Genomic DNA, 17,266 nt, shown 5'->3' on the forward strand with positions numbered 1-17,266 from the left:
TTGCGACATCTAGCGCCCATCATAACACGGACGCAAGGTGTCAGGATCACGCGGCGCTGTTAGGCTAAACAACAGTAAAATTTCGGCTCTAAATGCCGACGCCATTTAGAAATCTTCCCAGTTTTCGTTGACTGCGATAGCGCCAATCGTTGGTCGGCTGAGTATTCTTGAGATTAATGGTGCTGCCGCCTCAGGCTTGCGGCGGATGTCCGCATGATTTCCAGTCATTGCCACTTCACGCAATGCCGCGACGTGTTGATCCGCTCCTCCGAGAGCGAACTGTGCAACTATTTCGCGGAGCGTCCTGCTTTCGCCAGCCAAAGATGCACCTGCAGCGCTGGTTTCCTCAACCATCGCTGCATTTTTCTGCGTAACCTGATCCATCCGGTTAACCGCTGTGTTAACCTCATGCAGCCCAACCGACTGTTCTTCGGCCGACGTGGCAATCGATTCCATATGTTGATTGATGATGACAACGAAGCCCTCGATTGCTCGAAGAGATTCTCCCGTCTCGCTTACCAGTCTAACGCCGTTTTGAACCTCCGCAGAGGATAGCCGGATAAGTTCTTTGATCTCCTTAGCCGCCTTCGCTGATCGCTGGGCCAGTTCGCGAACTTCCTGAGCGACAACCGCAAAACCCTTGCCAGCGTCACCAGCGCGTGCAGCTTCCACACCTGCATTCAAGGCGAGCAGGTTGGTCTGAAAGGCGATTTCGTCGATAACGCCGATGATATTGGAGACCTCGTTCGATGACGTCTCGATCTTGCCCATCGCTGCAACGGCCTTTGCCACAACTTTTCCGGATTCGTTTGCGCTGTCGTTTGCCTGGAGTACGACTTTGCGAGCCTCGATGGCGCGCTTCGAAGCATTTGCAACATTGACAGTGATCTGCTCGAGGGCTGCGGCGGTTTCTTCAAGGGACGCTGCCTGCTGCTCGGTGCGTTTTGACAGGTCGTCGGCACTGCGGCTGATTTCTTGTGAGCCGTCATCGATAGAGGTAGTTACCTGTGCAACGGCGCGAAGTGTGTCACCGAGTTGTTCGACTGCTGCGTTCAAATCGTGTCGAAGCGGCTCAAAATCTGCCGCGAAAGGTCCTTCTAATTTGAAGTACAAATCTCCTCTTGCAAGACGCTTGAGCCCTACGGCCAAGCCAGCCGTTGCTTCCGCCAGACGCGACTGAGCTGCCCTTTCCGCTTCAGCCGTCAGACGCAGACGCTCCGCTTCAACTTCGCGACGGGCGGCTTCCGTCTCCGCTTCCAATTGCCTTTTTGAAATAGCAGCTTGGCGGAAGACCTCGACAGCCGTTGCCATTTGGCCAACTTCATCCCTTCTTTTTGAGAAAGGCACTTCGGTAGAGGTGTCCCCGGCAGCGAGATTGCTCATTACCGCGTTGATACGACGAACGGGGCGCGCCAAACCGAAATTCAAAACAACCAAGCTCAAGAGCGCGACGATTGCCATGCCAAGGCCACCGGCAAGCGTTGCGGAACGTGATGCGTTCGCTGCGTCCGAAGCGTCCTTTGCCCTCTGGTCCAAGAGGCTTGTCTCAGCGTTGGTCATTTCCTTGATCTTCGCTCTTATGCCGTCCATCGACGTTTTGCCAGCGCCGGAGATCTCAATGTGTCGTGCCCCCTCGACAGTTGCCGGGTTGCGCATCAAATGAGTTTCCGCATCGACAATGGTCGACGTCCATTCGCGAACAAGAATATCAAGCTCTCCTAGGCGTCTCTGCTGTGCCGAATTATCTGCCGTCAGGCCGCGAACTTTTTCAAGATTGCTTGCGTAGCTGGCAGCTCCGGCGCGCTGCGGGTCGAGAAATCTTTCATCTCCAGCAATTAAATAGCCTCGCATGCCAGTTTCCTGATCGACCATTGCGGCCATGATGGCGTTTAAGCCACCTAAAACTTGATAGGTATGGTCCGTCCATCGCGCGGCTTGCTCTTGCGTCGATTGTGATCCAAGGGTGATGAATGACACAGCGAGGCTGATAAAGAGGAGCGACAGGAGCGTCGCGGATATTTTTGTCAAAATCTTCAGATCACCAAAAAGACTCATGTTCTGCTCCATATCAGTTCGGGTGGACCAACCAGACGTGCGTTTACATCCGGCTGGCGAGCCAGCTGTGCTTCAAGCTCTTCGGTCGTGCTTCGTTAGGCGAGGCTAGAGTCACATGATGTCGCTCGGCGGAAGATTGTAATTTTCCTGCGTTTAAGCGATCATCGTAACTCGCGCAGATTGGACAGCAGAAATGCTCATTCCTTCGCCCCTCCTTCACATGCAGCAGCTGTGAAGCAAAAGTTATCCAGTCGCGCCGATGGCTTGGAGACGGGCCGCCTCTTCAGCCGTCCTTGCCTGATGAACTCATTTCCTTGATTTAGCCGCGTCTGTTGGCACATCGTGCATAATCTCAGCCAGAGATGGTGCGCGTTTGCTCGTGTAGGCCACTTCATTGGCAAGCTCGTTTGGATGGAGCTCGTCCATTCGATGTCTGATGGCCAGTGCATAAATGACCTCAAGAATGTTGCGGTCGGAGACAAGCGGATCAGTCAAAGCCAGGAGGGAAGCCCGCACGATCTGTCTGCTGGAAGCATCTGGGCAGCGGGACTTGACATAGTCGTATAGGATCGCCCCGGAATGGCCGTCCGTTGCACCGTCCAAAATCGCTTCATAAAGCTTCTTTCGCTTCTGGCCCATATTGACCATTCTCCTGAATTCATGAACTAGCGGTAGACGCCAACGCCGCTGAAACCTTCGCCCGCAGATGCTAGGACCACGTAACAAGAATTTCGTGTGCTACAGATGTCATGCGGATCATATTCAATTTGATCTCTTCATTAGGCAGCGGCAGGAGCGGGATAACGGCCCAGGTAGTGATTGGCTTCATCCTGAGGCCGGATACCGATAGCTCCAACTGAAAAGCGGAATACCAGTCGTGACAGCTCTTCAGTGTCTTCTGCCAACCCATGGCTTGCAGCTGCAGCTTCTTCGACCATCGCAGCATTCTGCTGTGTGACCTGATCCATCTCGTTGACTGCAGTGTTAACTTGTTGGAGCCCAATCGCTTGATCCCCGGTTCCGTTCGATATGTCTGCGACGATCGTGTCGATCTCACCAACGCGACCAACAATTCGCTCGAGCGCTGTTCCGGTCTCGATGACCAGCGCAACCCCGTCCTCGACCTGCCGTTCGGACTCAGAAATCAGGCTCTTGATTTGCTTTGCAGCTTCTGCCGAGCGCTGCGCCAAGCCGCGCACCTCCGAGGCGACCACCGCAAAACCGCGGCCTGCGTCGCCAGCGCGAGCAGCCTCCACTCCTGCGTTCAGCGCTAAGAGATTAGTCTGGAATGCAATCTCGTCAATGACACCAATTATGTGATTGACCTTCGTTGTCGAAGTTTCGATCGCACCCATTGCAATGATGGCCCGCTTTACGATTTCGCCAGATTGTTCCGCGTCGCTTTTGGCTTGTGAGACAATAGATTTGGCATGCAGTGCGCCATCGGCCGTCTTCTTCACAGTTGTTGTGATTTCGTCCAGTGCAGCGGCTGTTTCCTCAAGGCTCGCCGCCTGCTGCTGGGTACGCCGCGCCAAGTCGTCTGCCGCGGCCTTGATGTGGGTTGCGCCGGTGCGGATCGTGGAAGTTTTGTTGGCCACAGTCCGCATCGCGTCCTGAAGCTTGTCGATAGCGCCGTTGAAATCGTTGCGGAGCTTTTCATACTCGTTCGGGAAGGGGGCAAGAATCCGGTGTTCAAGGTCACCATTCGACAGGCCTTCCAATCCACGTGCCAAGACCTCTACAACAGCGGATTGCTGTCGCGCGTTTTCGCTACGCTCAGCCTCAACCACAAGGCGCGCCGATTCAGCGGCGTCACGCGTCGTTGAAGCTGCGAGCGCTAACTCCTGCCTCTGGATGGCTCCCTCCTTGAAAACTTGCACTGCCCTTGCCATAGCACCAACCTCGTCGTGGCGGTCAGCGCCTTGAATCGGATCTTCAATCTCTCCGTCGGCGAGCGTGAGCATCCGTTTGCGCAAACTATCGATCGGACCGGTGATGCCTCGAGCGGAGATAAGCAAAGCTCCGAAAATCGCCACCGCAAAGACAAGAGCCAGCACAATCAACGAGCTAAGAATTGTCTCGTTTGCCCTTGAGGACATTTTTACGTTGTCCAATGAGATGCGACCCGCCACGCGTGTGACCATCTTGCCGATGTCTCGACGCAATGTGGTGACCATAGGGTCAACCTGCATCAAAAACTTCCGGGCTTCATCACGTTTTCCCTGTTGGCTAAGCGCGACAGCACGATCGAACAATTCCAAAAGCGCTTGGCTTCGGTTCGAAAGTGCCCCGATAGTAGCAGGCTCACTTGGCAGGAGTTGGCGGGCGTTGCGCAGGCGGTTAACGACTTCAGAGGCATTGGCTGCCTGATCGGCCAGGATCGCAGGCAGAGAAAGGTCGTCCCTCGGATAGACATAGATCTGGTATGTGTCATAGGCAACGGCGTGCAGAGCCGTACTGGCGCGGGCCATTTCGATTTCCGCAGCGTTATCGTAATTGATGAATTTCGCATAGGTCTCGACCGTCGATCGATAGCTGTAGGCGACGTAGACAATACCCATAATGCCGATCAGACAGGCAGGAATCAGAATTGTCAGGATCTTGGTTCTGATTTTGGAATTGGACAGAAAACTCATGGCAAAACTCATTTCTTCACTGGGGACCGCGGACCGTCAAAATACCTTCGCGAATGTGCCGACATTAGTGGCGTTGTAGACGAACGGGTCACCCATTGCCGCTTCACCTTCTGGTCCCACCTTAATTTTTCCCATACGCCCGATGCCGACTTCGCTGCCCGGTGATCCGTCGGTTTCACCCTGGACGAGATGATAGACGACCTGGGTGGCCGAATAGCCGAGGTCTATTGGATTCCAGATTGCAAATTCCTTGGTTGCACCAGATTTTATAGCATCCGTCATCTCAGATGGCAGACCGAGACCGGTCACGTACACCTTGCCGATTAGGCCCTTTTCAGCGATGACCTTGGCTGCCGCTGCGATGCCAACTGTCGTTGGGGCGAGGATCACGTCAACTCTTTCTCCAGAAGCGAGAAGTTGTTCGGTTTCTTTACGTGATGTTGCCTCAACGTCATCGCCATAGACCACCTTCGTCAATGTAAGGTCAGGAAAGTCCGGAGCTTGCCTCTTCATCTCGCTGATCCAGGCATTTTGACCAGCAGAATTGGGCGTCGCTGACAGAATGGCGACATTGGCCTTGCCGTTTGTATGCGCCTTGGCAAGCATCAGACACATCTTCGCGATTAGGCTGTTGGAAGAAGGATTAAGATGGAGAATGCGTGCGTCGCGAGCGACAGGTGAATCAAAGGAGATAACCTTGATGCCATGAGCTGCTGCGGACTTTAGCGCCGGGGCTGACGCATTCATGTCACTGGCGGAAATGGCTATGCCATTGACGCCTTGGGCGATGAGATCGTTGATAACCGCGACCTGACCATCGGGGGCGGTGCCGACAGGCCCGGTGTAGATGATCTCGACGTCTTTCAGTTCTTCGGCAGCCTCCTCGGCTCCCTTGTAGACTGCTTCAAAGAAGCCACTGTTGAGTGATTTTACCACGAGGCCAATTTTGATCTGCTCCGCACACGCCGCTGAACTCAAGATGGATACTGAAAGGATCGCACTTGTGAAACACAACGCAGCCAATCGTTTTGCTACAGTCATACTTTGTCTCCTACCGGTATAAATTCGAACGATGCAAAGGTAGATTCAGTTACCTTGTACTGCCGCGTTGAGCTTCTCCGTATACTGGGGCGTTGGTCATAAACCGCGGTTGCGGTCACGGGTAGACACGATTGCCAGTGCTGCAAACTCGAAACACGGACGACCGCATTCCCGAAGCCTAAGAGCGACGAAGGCGGATTGCGCGGCGAAAATGCTTCTTGAGCCTTGGCCTCGGAACCCATCAACCAGGTTGCGCCTGCAAGTGTGAACAATGGCACGAAGTACGCTCACTTAGCAGCAAGCATGCCTCGACAATAAAGACGGAAGGTTTTACGAGAGCGTCATGATCTCTTTGAAACCGGGCTAACCCTAGCCTGCTATACAGCCGACTGGATAGCATTCAATCGGCTTTGAAGGCCCATTCATCTTGGCTCGCCCCATTGGAACACCAGCGAGCTGTTATCTTGCTGAGCCCTTTGGGATTGGGCAATCATTGCATTTAGTTGTTAAAATCAAACGTATAATGCAAGTGACGGCCCTTATAAGGAAAGCGAATATAGTCTTCCGGCGGGCGGCTTAGGTGTTATCTTAAGCCGTCCAAAGTCATTAATGAAAAGGTATCCGCTGCATTCTTTGAAATAAGCCTGGCTGACAATTTCCACCCGCTGTTTGTGCACCACGCGCCGATTCGGCAGTCCCGTCAGCAGTTCTTCCATGGCCATTTGACGCAGTCGATCTTCGCGCTCCTTGCGAAGGGAAACGATTTCAAGGGTAGCGATATAAAAGCAAGCCTCTTGAAGCAAGGTGCCACGATATTTGACCATGCAGCGAGCGCCGTATTGGCAGCGAACATCATGTTTCGCTGCCTCACTCAAGCTCGATTTCACAGTCTCCCGCTCTAACGCCCATTTCAAAAGCCTAGTTTGGAATTACAATTGGCTCCCGTTCCCGCTTCCATGGCGCCCGAGAGAGGGGGCTTGTCAGCGTGCGAAATATCACGGACCTCGGCATCTCCTACTTGACCCTGCTTTCGGACGGGGTCTCGCCAAAGCGCGCCTTATAGCGGCGTGCAAAGTCCGCCGGGTGATAGAAGCCCCACATGTGTGCAATCTGCGAAATATAGCCGGGCGCATGATCCTGTTTCAAGGCATCGTGCACGCGATCTAGTCGAGAGTTGATGATATATTGAACGGGGGTGACACCAAGGTTGCGCTTGAACGCGATTTGCACGCTGCGCACACTGGTGCCCGCTGCTCTTGCGACTTCAGAGACACCAACCGGCTTCGATAGATTGGCGTCAATGTACTCGAGCGCGGCTCGAAGAACCTTATTGCTGGCAGATAGTCTGTGGATTTGAGAAAGCGTTTGGCGCGGCCAACAGCCGATCAATTGAAAGACCAGCATTTCTTCCAAAATTGGAAAAAATAGATCATTGCCAGGATCAAGTCGCTGAATGCGCTCGTGAAGCGCAAGCAAGGCTGCCCTGAATATTCCAACTGCCGGCAGCCGGGTATCCACAAGTGGATTAAATGACGGGTTTCTCCCACTATCGTCGCCATCGAGGGAGCGCATATAACGGAGCATCATCTCATGGCCGAACGAGCAATTAACCAGGCTGACATTCGCCGAAGTGCGCATCGACTCCATTCCGCGAAAGGGAGCAATGAGGCCATGCCCGTTATCGAAATTGTATTCGCCGCGACTATCGCGGCGTACAATTGATCCGTAGACAGGAAAACGAACTGTCACGACATTGTCTAAGCGCTTCGGCTGGCTCTCAAAGCCAGAACCGGAATGGGTCCGCCATAGGCAAAGATCACCTCGCTTTACGCCATCAAATGACAGATTGATCTCGGACCCTTGTAATGAAGCAAACTTCAACGGGAAGGAACTGCCAATATATGAAGCAGCGTTGAATTGCTCGACGTCATCCATGCTCTCGAGCACAATAGAAAACCGCGTGGCCCTCGGCGCGACACTCCCTGGAGCGAGATCCATTTGCTAAAACTCACGGGTGAGAACTAAACCCAATTTGTTCAAACCCCGCTTGCTGATGGAGGCTCTACACGTCAAAGCGTAAACGCTTTTCTCCACTATAATTCGGTTGATATGATGATTGAAGTCTCGGCGCTGCAAAATGATGGGGGAATTCCTATCATTATGTAGCATTGCTTATCATAAAAACGAACATATCACCTTTCTCAAAGCTTGCTGACCTATTTCCAACGAGGGGAACCTAGAGTGGAGAGAGACGCCTTTTAAACGACGAGGACGCGCGACGACACGTCAGTGTTGCCCCTGATTGACGATTGCAGCGTCGGTCACGGGCGTGACCATTTTTGTTTCTCGACCCAGGCGGTGAGCCGAGTTCCGGAAAGCGCCGGGAACAAGCCGAAGGGCAACATTCTGGTCCGGTTGGCTATCAGAGTGCCATAGATTACTTAAGAATTTGAAGGGTCTTATTGTGAGTGGAGACATCTCAGTCAGTGCAGGTAAAGTTCTCGCAAACATGCAAAGATAAGTCTAGGCTGCAGATCCTCGTTTGGTTGGTAACGAGGGTCTCATCGCATCAATTTTTGACGGCTGCGAGGACGGTACCACAGACTTGATCTCAATGGCAGGCTTCAATTCATGAGTGACGGTGGGAAGCACGTCATGCAAGTCGATGATTTGAGCGTTCTGGTGGGATGTCCGTGGTCGGACCTTTGGTCCGGCGATGAAAACGCAGCCGTCAACGAAGCAATTGAGAGCGCCACACAAGGAACGCCTACTCGCTTTGTCGGGAACGCCACGACTCTGAAAGACATAAACACATTCTGGGACGTACAGGTCACCCACATATTCGAGGGCGATGATATGAAAGACTGAAAAAGTGTGTTCGTAAAAAGGGTGCAAGCTCTCGCAAAACCCAATTTGATATTTCGACGGCAAACTCCTAGCAGACCGCAAGAATGCTGGCCATCGTGGAGAGACGCCTCGAACTCACCTGTTGGACTGCGACCAACGTTAAATCATCTCTCAGGAGATTAATTTGACTTCAAAGCAGTCGTTCACCCTCACCCTTGCCATCCATGAGCTTGTCGCCAACGCTGTGAAGTACGGCGCACTCTCGCAAGACGGCGGTGAAGTTGAAATTTACTGGTCGATAGATCAGTCTGGGCCGGCGTCCAGAGGACTTCAATTCCTGTGGCGAAAGCTTGGGGGCCGGAGGTTGCAAAACCCCATTCAAAAGGGTTTAGATCTATATTTGTCATCCGAGGGATCGAGATTGATTCTGACCTAAAGATCTCGATCCAATATATGTCTACCGACATGGTGTGTTTGATGGTTTCGCCAGATTTTTCATCGTAGCGATGGTTGAGATAGGGCGGCCAAGATCTTTCCGTCCTATCGCCTGAACGCTAACTCCTTCCTAAAAAGCAAGATCACATTTTTCTACGATATTGCGGGGCTGTCTACTTTCATCTGGTCGGCAGATTTAAATCAATAAAAATCGCGCATTATATATCATAAACGCGAAGACACTTAACTCATTAACTTTTTAGATAAAATTTTTTTCGTAGCGTTTTCATGAAACGTTCAGGAGTAGGAACCATTCGAGTTCTCACTACTCCAAGCGTTACTCCGCCCGTCATGACGATTGGTGTAGATTACGATCCGCTATATGAACGCCGAATTCATCGCAGGACTCCCTTATTACCGCTTTTGCTTTGCAGCATTTGTTCGAATGTCGTCGTCCTGTTGAGAAGGGCTTCTGCACAGGGATCGTTTGCTTAAAGCGCAAGTAAGTATACCATCCAAGAAGGACCGAGAGCATGCTTACGAACCTCAAAGTGGCCACCAAACTTGCCATTTCGTCTGGAATCGCCATGCTGCTGATTGTCGGCATGGTCACAAATCAGCAGATCAGCAGCCGCGTGATCGCAGACGCTAACAATGCGGTTGAGCGCGAACAGACAATTTTGACAGGCGTTGTCAATGCCGAGATAGCGCTTGGAAAGGCCAGGCTGGCCGCACGAGACCTTGAGGGCGCCTCCTCCGAGCCGGATGTTCAATCTTCGCTAAAGGAAATAAAAGAGAATAGTACACGTGGATCGGACGGGCTGGACGAGGCAATTAGAATCGCCCTCAAGCCGGATGTGCTTCGTGACATCCGTGACGGACTTAAGGCCTACGAGGGGTTGGCGACGAAAAAAGCAGCGGCGATGTTGCAGTCCTTTTCGCAAGCGGCCGGGCGAGATCCAATCGTCGTCGAGCGTGGGGTTGCTACTGCCGTTGTGCCATTCAGTGATCTCGCCCAAGCGGCTCAGAGCGCCATCGTAGCCATCGATCAGTCGAAAAAGAACGCCGAGATGTTTACGGTACAGGCGCAGACGGCGCTGGCTTCCGCGGTCGCCCAGGCAGATAATCTTTCGCTAGCTATTGGGCTTTGTGCAGTTCTGGTACTTCTAGGGTCTTCAGCCCTTCTCATTGTTAGTGTAGGGCGGCCTATACGAACCATGACGGAAGCGATGCTCAAACTCGCCAAGGGCGACACATCGGTTCATCTGGCTCTCAGCCAGAGAAAAGACGAAATCGGCGCCATGGCGGGAGCCGTCGAGACGTTTCGAACCGCCGCCATTGAGAAAAAGCATATGGAGGCGGATGCGGACGACATGCGCCACCAGGCCGAACGGCTCCGGTTGGAGGATCAAAAGCGAACTGAAGCCGAAGCTTCTGAACGGTTGCGGGTTGCAACGGCCAGTTTGGCCGCGGGACTAAAGCGTCTGGCCGATGGTGACCTAGCGTTTCAACTGAGCGAGCCGTTTGGTTCCGAATTTGAGCAGCTTCGGCATGACTTCAATACATCTGTCGGGCAACTTGGGACGACGTTGTCGCAAATATCTCGGACCGCACAAACGATAGAGGCCAGTACGGGTGAGATAAGCCAAGCCGCAAGCGATTTGTCAAAAAGAACGGAGCAGCAAGCAGCGTCTCTGGAAGAGACTGCAGCCGCACTCGATCAGATCACCGTCAATGTCACAAGTGCATCGGCACGTGCTGAAGAGGCTCGCAAAATCGCTAATGAAGCAAACTCAAGCACCGTCAAATCGGGCGTTGTCGTGGCGAGTGCTGTCGACGCTATGAGCAGGATTGAGCAATCCTCGAATCAAATATCCAATATCATTGGCGTTATCGACGAAATCGCATTCCAAACCAATCTTCTTGCACTCAATGCGGGCGTCGAAGCGGCGAGGGCAGGCGAGGCTGGCAAGGGCTTTGCGGTCGTCGCGCAGGAAGTACGCGAACTGGCCCAGCGCTCAGCACAGGCTGCAAAGGAGATCAAAGGCCTCATCCTGACATCTTCGAACGAGGTCAGCAATGGGGTAAAGCTCGTCAGCGAAACAGGCGACGCTCTGAAGGCGATCCGCGCGTTTGTCGAGTCCATCAACCAACACATGGAAGCTATCGCGACGTCATCCAAAGAACAGTCTGTCGGTCTGTCGGAAGTAAACACAGCTGTGAATCAAATGGATCAAGTCACGCAACAGAATGCGGCAATGGTGGAAGAAACTACCGCCGCTAGTTCATCACTCGCAACTGAAGCTGCAAATTTGCAGCAACTGCTCACAAATTTTCAACTAGACCGATCGTCTTTCCTCAAAAAAAGTTCGGTCGATGGTCTGAGGAGGCTCGCAGGGCAAATGGCAGCTGCGGACGCCCTCTCTAATTCGAAGCAACCTTCCGCGGCCCGCGGCCGAACAGTGCAAGTAGATAGAGCAGGATGGTCAGAGTTCTAATTTCCACCCAATCAAGCCATCGGCGGACGCCCGCAGCCCAAATCAAGTCCAAGTTGTCCAACTGGACGACAAATCACTATTCTTCAGCATCAAGGATCTACCGGTCATGGCTCGCATTCTTACATTCCGCTCCCCCTACGCACAATCCGCACGAGGAACGGCCAGCAAATTCTCAACAGAGATGCCAAGTAATATGGTCGATGATCTTTTGGAACTCTTTAAGACAATCACTAGTCTGCGTAACGATTATGAGATCATCGTGAACAGCCTTGAGGCGCTCAGCAAGAAAATGTCCGGCGGCACCAACGATATAGTTTCAGCACTTAGTGTCGAAACCCCATCTGATGCTGATGCGACATCCAGCTGTCCTGAAAAATTTCCTCATAACCTATAGATCATCGCGTTGCATGTGCCAACGGATCTTATGCCTCGACCGAGACGACATACCTTTATTGAGCCCCTTTTTCACAGCGAGGCGACAATGAACCAGGGACGGGCAAATCCCCGACAGCGCGTTTATAAAAATGGCACGATTGTTTACAACGGCGGCACGTCGACGCGGACTTGCCTCATACGCGATCTTTCCGCATCAGGTGCCCGAATCTCGCTTCACAGCACGATCGGCATCCCTAACGACTTTCTGCTTATGTTCGCAAACGGTTCCCGATATTTTTGCACGGTAAAGTGGCGCAAGCTAACCGGACTTGGAGTGGAGTATCGGGATGATGCGACGTGACGTCAATGCACATCCCGCAGCAATTACTCACACATGACATCGCGTAGAACCTAGCGCAAACTACGGCAGAATATATAGCCCGCGAAGACGAATATGAGCGCCGCGAACAAACGGTTGAGGATGTTTCTGTATGCGCTCAGTCGAGTTGCCAGGATCATGCCAAAGAGGCCGCCTGCGACGCCTCCACCGATGAACTCTGCGGCAAGCCACCAGTCTACTAGTCCGGACGCGGCATAGTTCAGCGCGGTCGCCAATCCGAAGGCGCCGACGGATAGGAGCGACGTGCCGATCGCGTTGATCATTGGCATGCCGGTCGCCAGCATCAGACCCGGCACGATCAGGAACCCCCCACCGATCCCGAAGAAGCCTGACGCCGCTCCGGCGGCCAGCGCCACGGCTGCTGTGACGAGGCACATCCTAAGGTCGACCGGCCGGTTTTCGGCCGACGTCAGCTTCCTGGGCTTAAGCATCAGGACGCCGACGAAGACCATAAGAATTCCAAACAGGAAGATCAGCCGATCTCCGTCCATCGCCTTACCGAGGCTTGAGCCTGCTAGCGCGCCAAGGACGCCGAGCGCCGAAAAAACCGCGGCGCAACGCCACCACACGTGACCTTTAATTGCGTGGCTCGCGAAGTTGGCGAAGGCGTTGACGGAAACCGCAAGCGCGCCGGTTCCAATCGCCACGTGCGGCTGCGCGACGCCGACGGCGTAGAGGAGGAGCGGGGTCGCCAAGATCGAGCCGCCGCCACCGAGAAGGCCGAGCATGAAGCCTACAATCCCGCCGGAACCGACGGCCGGCAAGATGGAGAAGCTCATGGCGTTCTGCTCCAAACCCGGTCGTAGAATGTCATGCCGATCAGCATGGCGACCACAAACACAACCGTTTGTGGGATACCAAGCGACAGGGTGGCGATCGCCGGGCCGGGGCAGAAGCCGCCAATCCCCCAGCCGAGACCGAACAAGGCGGAGCCAATGACCAACGGCGCGTCGATCTTCCGGTTCGTGGGCACTTGGAAGCTGTGATCAAAGGCGGGATGACGCATCTGCTTCATCATTTGTATTCCGATATAAGCGATGGCGACCGCGGCACCTAGGACGAAGGCAAGGCTTGGATCCCAGTTCCCGAAGACGTCGAGGAAGGCCTGGACGCGAACCGGATTGAGCATGCCAGAAAGCGATAGGCCGAAACCAAAGACGATGCCGGAAGCGAGGGCGGCTCCGAACTGATATATGTTTCTCTTCATAATCCGATACCTCGTAGAACGGTAACTGCGATGATCCCGGTCGACAAAAAGGTGGCGACGGCGACCATCGATCGCGGAGAAAGGCGGGCAAGCCCCAGCACCCCGTGGCCACTTGTGCATCCGGAGCCCATCCGTGAACCGAAGCCGACCAGCAGTCCGGCGACCATTATCATCGGCCAGCCTGCCGTGATCTCGACGGTCGGCAAGCCACCGGCGAGCAGCAGGTAAACGAGCGGCCCAACCATGAGGCCAAGCACGAACGCAAGATTAGTGGTTAGGCCGACGCCTTGAGCCAGACGGCCGACGATACCGCTGACTCCCGCGATTCGGCCGTTCAGGAGCAGGAGCATGACTGCGGAGGCGCCGATCAGCATACCGCCGCTCAGGGACTCGAGATAGATGGTCATTCCGCTTCCTTTACGCAGAAGATGTCATAGAGGGCGGAGACCAGGTGCGCGGCCTTCTCCTCGGTCAATCGGTAGAAGATCTGCTTTCCTTCCCGCCGGGTTTCGACAATTCCGGAGCTCCGCAGCACGGTCAGATGCTGCGAAAGATGCGGCTGATGGATGTCGAGCGATTCCTCGAGCTCGCCGACCGAGAACTCGCCCTCGACCAACGTGCACACGATCATCAGCCGGGCTTGGTGGGACAACGTCTTCAGGAGATCGGCAACCTCTCCGGCCCGGCCAGCCATCTCGGCGGGAGAGAGCTGCGCCTTCATCATTTTCTCTGAGTTGGTACTCATTCCCATGCGGCTCCCTGCAATGCGTCGAGCGGAAACTTGAGGTAGCGCATGCCGTTCGCTTCCGGCTCCGGCAGACGCCCGCCTCGGATATTCACTTGCAGCGCATGCAGGATAAGCTTCGGCATCGGCAGCGTCTTGTCACGCTTCGTCCGAAGCGCCACGAATTCTTCTTCGGTCCCGCCGGCAAGATGCGGATTGGACTTCTTCTGCTCGGCCACCGTGCTTTCCCAGCGCGGCGCGCGACCATCTGGCTGGTAGTCGTGTCCGGTAAAGATGCGTGTCTCGTCCGGGAGGGCGAGGATGTCCTGAATCGACTTCCATAGGATGCGGGCGTCACCGCCGGGGAAGTCGGCGCGCGCCGTGCCGCTGTCGGGCATGAATAGCGTATCATGGACAAAGGCTGCGTCGCCGACCACATACGTGATCGACGCGAGCGTATGGCCTGGCGAGAACATCACCCCGGCGTCGATGGAGCCGACCTTGAACGTCTCACCATGCGCGAAAAGCCGATCCCATTGCGAGCCGTCGGTGGTGAGTTCGGGCCAGTTGTAGATCCCCTTCCAGAGCTTCTGCACATCGACGACGCGTTCGCCGACCGCGGTTCTGGCACCGGTCTTCTCCTTTAGATACTGGGCCGCGGAGAAGTGGTCGGCATGCGGGTGGGTGTCGAGGATCCACTCGACCGTCAGGTCGTTCTCCCGGACGTAGTTGAGGATTGCGTCGGCATTGATGGTCGCGGTCGCTCCCGCCTTTTCGTCGAAATCGAGCACCGGATCGATGATAGCGCACTTGCCAGTCGCCGGATCGGACACGACGTACTGGACGCTCCAGGTGTGCTTGTCGAAGAAGCCCTTCACCCGCGGGCGGCGGGCCAAGTGCTGCTTGAGCCAGACCGCAGCGGCGCTAGTATCGAAGCCGTGCGCATGGCCGAACTCGACGACGTCATCGGCAGCCATCCGCCCGTCGAGAACCTCGCCGATCAGGAACAGGCTGAGGGATCTCGTGCCCGATTTGCAGTGCGCGAACACCGGTCCGTCGGAGGCATCGAGCGCCTTCTGGAACGCGCGCACGTCCGCTTCGGTGATGGTGCCGAGCGTGACCGGGACATAGACGTAGGTGAGGCCGCAGTGCTCGGCCTCCCGGCTTTCGACAACCGTTCCGGGCTGTGTCGCTTCCTCAGCGTCCGGGCGGTTGTTGATGAGCGTAGCATATCCTTTTTCCCGCAGGCGCCTAACATCGTCGACGCTTGGCTGCGGGGAGATTGAAAGTTTGTCAGAGATTTTGGAAACAGACATGCGAGATTCCTAACTTCGACGCTATACGATACAATATAATATATAATGTTTGAATTTCAAGCGGGACTTTTGAGTGCCCGCTGCTTTGCTGCAGAACTTACCCGACGCTGGCCTGGCGATGAGAGAACCAACCAAACCGTACCGACGTCTGCGGATGGGCGAGGCTTTGGCCCACGCCTATCGAAGACGAACAATCTGACGGCAAATCGTCGCCAGTGTCTTGAATGCACCCTCAAATTCTTGAGCCAACCGGCGGTGAGACTTGTCCGCTCGGACGAGTGACAGGCGCTAGCTCGTCGATGAGGACGAGAACAGCCTCATTATCCAGCGGGGCTCAGAACGCATGACTTTTTGAGCGTGAGCACCTAGCCACCCCAAGTTCAGATCGCTTTGTCAGTCATTATGGCGACCATCCCTCGACTTCCCTAGGCAGCCTGTTCAAACTTAATACCTTGCGAAATTGCTCTGCGTCATTCGACGTCGATCTGCGATCTCGGGACGAACGTCAAAAGCGAAATATTAAGGGCCCGCTTCGTTGTATCGACCCCGTAAATCTCACGTCAGCAATTGACAATTGTTGCGAAAACGGTTTCTCTAGGTGAGAAAACGATATTCCAAAGTGAGTATTCTGTCATATGCAGTCAGACAGCACGAAGCCTATCAGTCGACAAAAACTGAAAGCCAGTGAGCCCGCGGCCCTGCGGGCAACGATTAAAGATGTTGCGTTAGCCGCGGGCGTATCCGTCTCGACCGCATCGAAGGCGCTCAATGAGCGTGGCCGAATGACGTCGGAAACCCGGGAAAAAATTCAGAGCGTTGCGCGAGAATTAGGCTTTCGTCCGAACGCGATGGCCCGTGCGCTCGTGCACCAGCGCTCCTTCACCCTCGGTCTCTTGACCAACGATACCTACGGCCGCTTTACGTTACCGATTGCCGCCGGTCTTTCGGCTGCGATGGCTGACCGCGGAGTGTCGGTCTTCTTGTGCGCTATTGACGACGAGCCGGATCGCGTGAGGCTCAATCTGGAAGCAATGGAGGACAAGCGCGTTGACGGCCTGGTCGTTTCCGGCAAGCGCATCGACCGAGTCCTGCCGGTCGATCTTCCTGCCGTCCACATGCCTGTCGTCTATGTAAACGCGGCCTGCCCTCCGGGCGCCATCGGATTTGTACCGGACGATGAGGGTGGTGCCCATGCCGCCGTCGCCCATCTCATTAGTTTAGGCCGCAAGCGAATTGCGCATGTGACAGGACCACGAAGCTTCGGTGCCGTTGGTCTGAGGGAAAAAGGCTGGCTGCGTGCTCTTTCCGAGGCGGCTCTCCCCTGCTTTGGAACGGCGCTGTCCGGTGAGTGGTCGGAAGGTTTCGGCTACGAAAGCGGACAGCGCCTGGTAGCCAAGCCTAAGGCCGAGCGGCCCGATGCCGTTTTTTGTGGAAACGACCAGATCGCCCGGGGGCTCATCGACGCTCTGACGCTCGCGAGCATCCGGGTGCCGGAAGACATCGCCGTCGTCGGCTTTGACAATTGGGAAATCTTCGCGACTGCGACGCGTCCGCCGCTGACCACGGTCGATATGGCGCTGAAGGAGCTTGGCCGCCAAGCCGGGCTGACGCTCCTGGATCTTATCGACGGTAAGCCTGTGGAGGCCGGACAGCGGCGACAACCCTGTCGGTTGAAGATCCGAAGATCGTGCGGCTCGGAGGCGCCACAGACCGATTAACAGCGAACCGTGCC

At 54.9% G+C, this 17,266-nt stretch carries 15 protein-coding genes; 4 read left to right on the forward strand and 11 right to left on the reverse strand.

Annotated elements, in window-relative coordinates; all coding sequences use genetic code 11:
- Nucleotides 1-105 precede the first annotated feature (105 nt).
- From VQ830_RS21620 to VQ830_RS21645, 6 genes are all read right to left on the reverse strand, one after another.
- Nucleotides 106-2,055, reverse strand: a complete 1,950-nt coding sequence (locus VQ830_RS21620; protein WP_337270221.1) for a methyl-accepting chemotaxis protein — start codon at nt 2,053-2,055, stop codon at nt 106-108.
- Between the two features lie 306 nt (nt 2,056-2,361).
- Nucleotides 2,362-2,694 (reverse strand): hypothetical protein, encoded by a 333-nt coding sequence (locus VQ830_RS21625; RefSeq protein ID WP_337270222.1) that lies wholly within the window; start codon nt 2,692-2,694, stop codon nt 2,362-2,364.
- 140 nt (nt 2,695-2,834) lie between these two features.
- Nucleotides 2,835-4,691, reverse strand: a complete 1,857-nt coding sequence (locus tag VQ830_RS21630; protein ID WP_337270223.1) for a methyl-accepting chemotaxis protein — start codon at nt 4,689-4,691, stop codon at nt 2,835-2,837.
- Between the two features lie 36 nt (nt 4,692-4,727).
- Nucleotides 4,728-5,732, reverse strand: a complete 1,005-nt coding sequence (rhaS, locus tag VQ830_RS21635; protein ID WP_337270224.1) for a rhamnose ABC transporter substrate-binding protein — start codon at nt 5,730-5,732, stop codon at nt 4,728-4,730.
- A 539-nt stretch (nt 5,733-6,271) separates the two neighbouring features.
- Entirely contained in the window at nt 6,272-6,607 is a 336-nt protein-coding gene (locus VQ830_RS21640) for a hypothetical protein (RefSeq protein ID WP_337270225.1), read from the reverse strand.
- Nucleotides 6,608-6,746: 139 nt separating this feature from the next.
- Entirely contained in the window at nt 6,747-7,481 is a 735-nt protein-coding gene (locus VQ830_RS21645; protein ID WP_337270226.1) for a helix-turn-helix transcriptional regulator, read from the reverse strand.
- Between the two features lie 906 nt (nt 7,482-8,387).
- Here VQ830_RS21645 and VQ830_RS21650 point away from each other — a divergent pair.
- From VQ830_RS21650 to VQ830_RS21660, 3 genes are all read left to right on the forward strand, one after another.
- Nucleotides 8,388-8,600 (forward strand): hypothetical protein, encoded by a 213-nt coding sequence (locus tag VQ830_RS21650; protein ID WP_337270227.1) that lies wholly within the window; start codon nt 8,388-8,390, stop codon nt 8,598-8,600.
- Between the two features lie 947 nt (nt 8,601-9,547).
- The gene (locus VQ830_RS21655; RefSeq protein WP_337270228.1) at nt 9,548-11,512 is read left to right on the forward strand and encodes a methyl-accepting chemotaxis protein; all 1,965 of its coding nucleotides are present in this window, start codon (nt 9,548-9,550) and stop codon (nt 11,510-11,512) included.
- Between the two features lie 106 nt (nt 11,513-11,618).
- Nucleotides 11,619-11,906, forward strand: a complete 288-nt coding sequence (locus VQ830_RS21660) for a hypothetical protein (RefSeq protein ID WP_337270229.1) — start codon at nt 11,619-11,621, stop codon at nt 11,904-11,906.
- Between the two features lie 392 nt (nt 11,907-12,298).
- Here VQ830_RS21660 and VQ830_RS21665 read toward each other — a convergent pair whose 3' ends face one another.
- From VQ830_RS21665 to blh, 5 genes are read right to left on the reverse strand one after another with little or no spacing between them, the layout of a single operon-like run.
- On the reverse strand, nt 12,299-13,066 hold the full coding sequence (locus VQ830_RS21665) for a sulfite exporter TauE/SafE family protein (RefSeq protein WP_337270230.1): 768 nt from the start codon (nt 13,064-13,066) through the stop codon (nt 12,299-12,301).
- Nucleotides 13,063-13,494 carry a DUF6691 family protein gene (locus VQ830_RS21670; RefSeq protein ID WP_337270231.1) on the reverse strand — a complete coding sequence of 144 codons (432 nt, stop codon included), beginning with the start codon at nt 13,492-13,494 and terminating at the stop codon, nt 13,063-13,065. Before VQ830_RS21670 ends, VQ830_RS21665 begins: the two co-directional genes overlap by 4 nt.
- Entirely contained in the window at nt 13,491-13,901 is a 411-nt protein-coding gene (locus VQ830_RS21675) for a YeeE/YedE family protein (RefSeq protein ID WP_337270232.1), read from the reverse strand. Before VQ830_RS21675 ends, VQ830_RS21670 begins: the two co-directional genes overlap by 4 nt.
- Nucleotides 13,898-14,245 (reverse strand): sulfite-sensing transcriptional repressor BigR, encoded by a 348-nt coding sequence (bigR, locus tag VQ830_RS21680; protein WP_337270233.1) that lies wholly within the window; start codon nt 14,243-14,245, stop codon nt 13,898-13,900. Before bigR ends, VQ830_RS21675 begins: the two co-directional genes overlap by 4 nt.
- Nucleotides 14,236-15,534, reverse strand: coding sequence for a bifunctional sulfur transferase/dioxygenase Blh (gene blh, locus VQ830_RS21685; protein WP_337270234.1), 1,299 nt, complete (start codon nt 15,532-15,534; stop codon nt 14,236-14,238). The genes bigR and blh overlap by 10 nt, the downstream gene beginning before the upstream one ends.
- 635 nt (nt 15,535-16,169) lie before the next feature.
- Here blh and VQ830_RS21690 point away from each other — a divergent pair.
- Nucleotides 16,170-17,252 (forward strand): LacI family DNA-binding transcriptional regulator, encoded by a 1,083-nt coding sequence (locus VQ830_RS21690; RefSeq protein WP_438618431.1) that lies wholly within the window; start codon nt 16,170-16,172, stop codon nt 17,250-17,252.
- Nucleotides 17,253-17,266: the final 14 nt, after the last annotated feature.

It is taken from the genome of Oryzifoliimicrobium ureilyticum, from assembly GCF_037199735.1.
Taxonomy (GTDB): Bacteria; Pseudomonadota; Alphaproteobacteria; order Rhizobiales; family Rhizobiaceae; genus Rhizobium; species Rhizobium ureilyticus.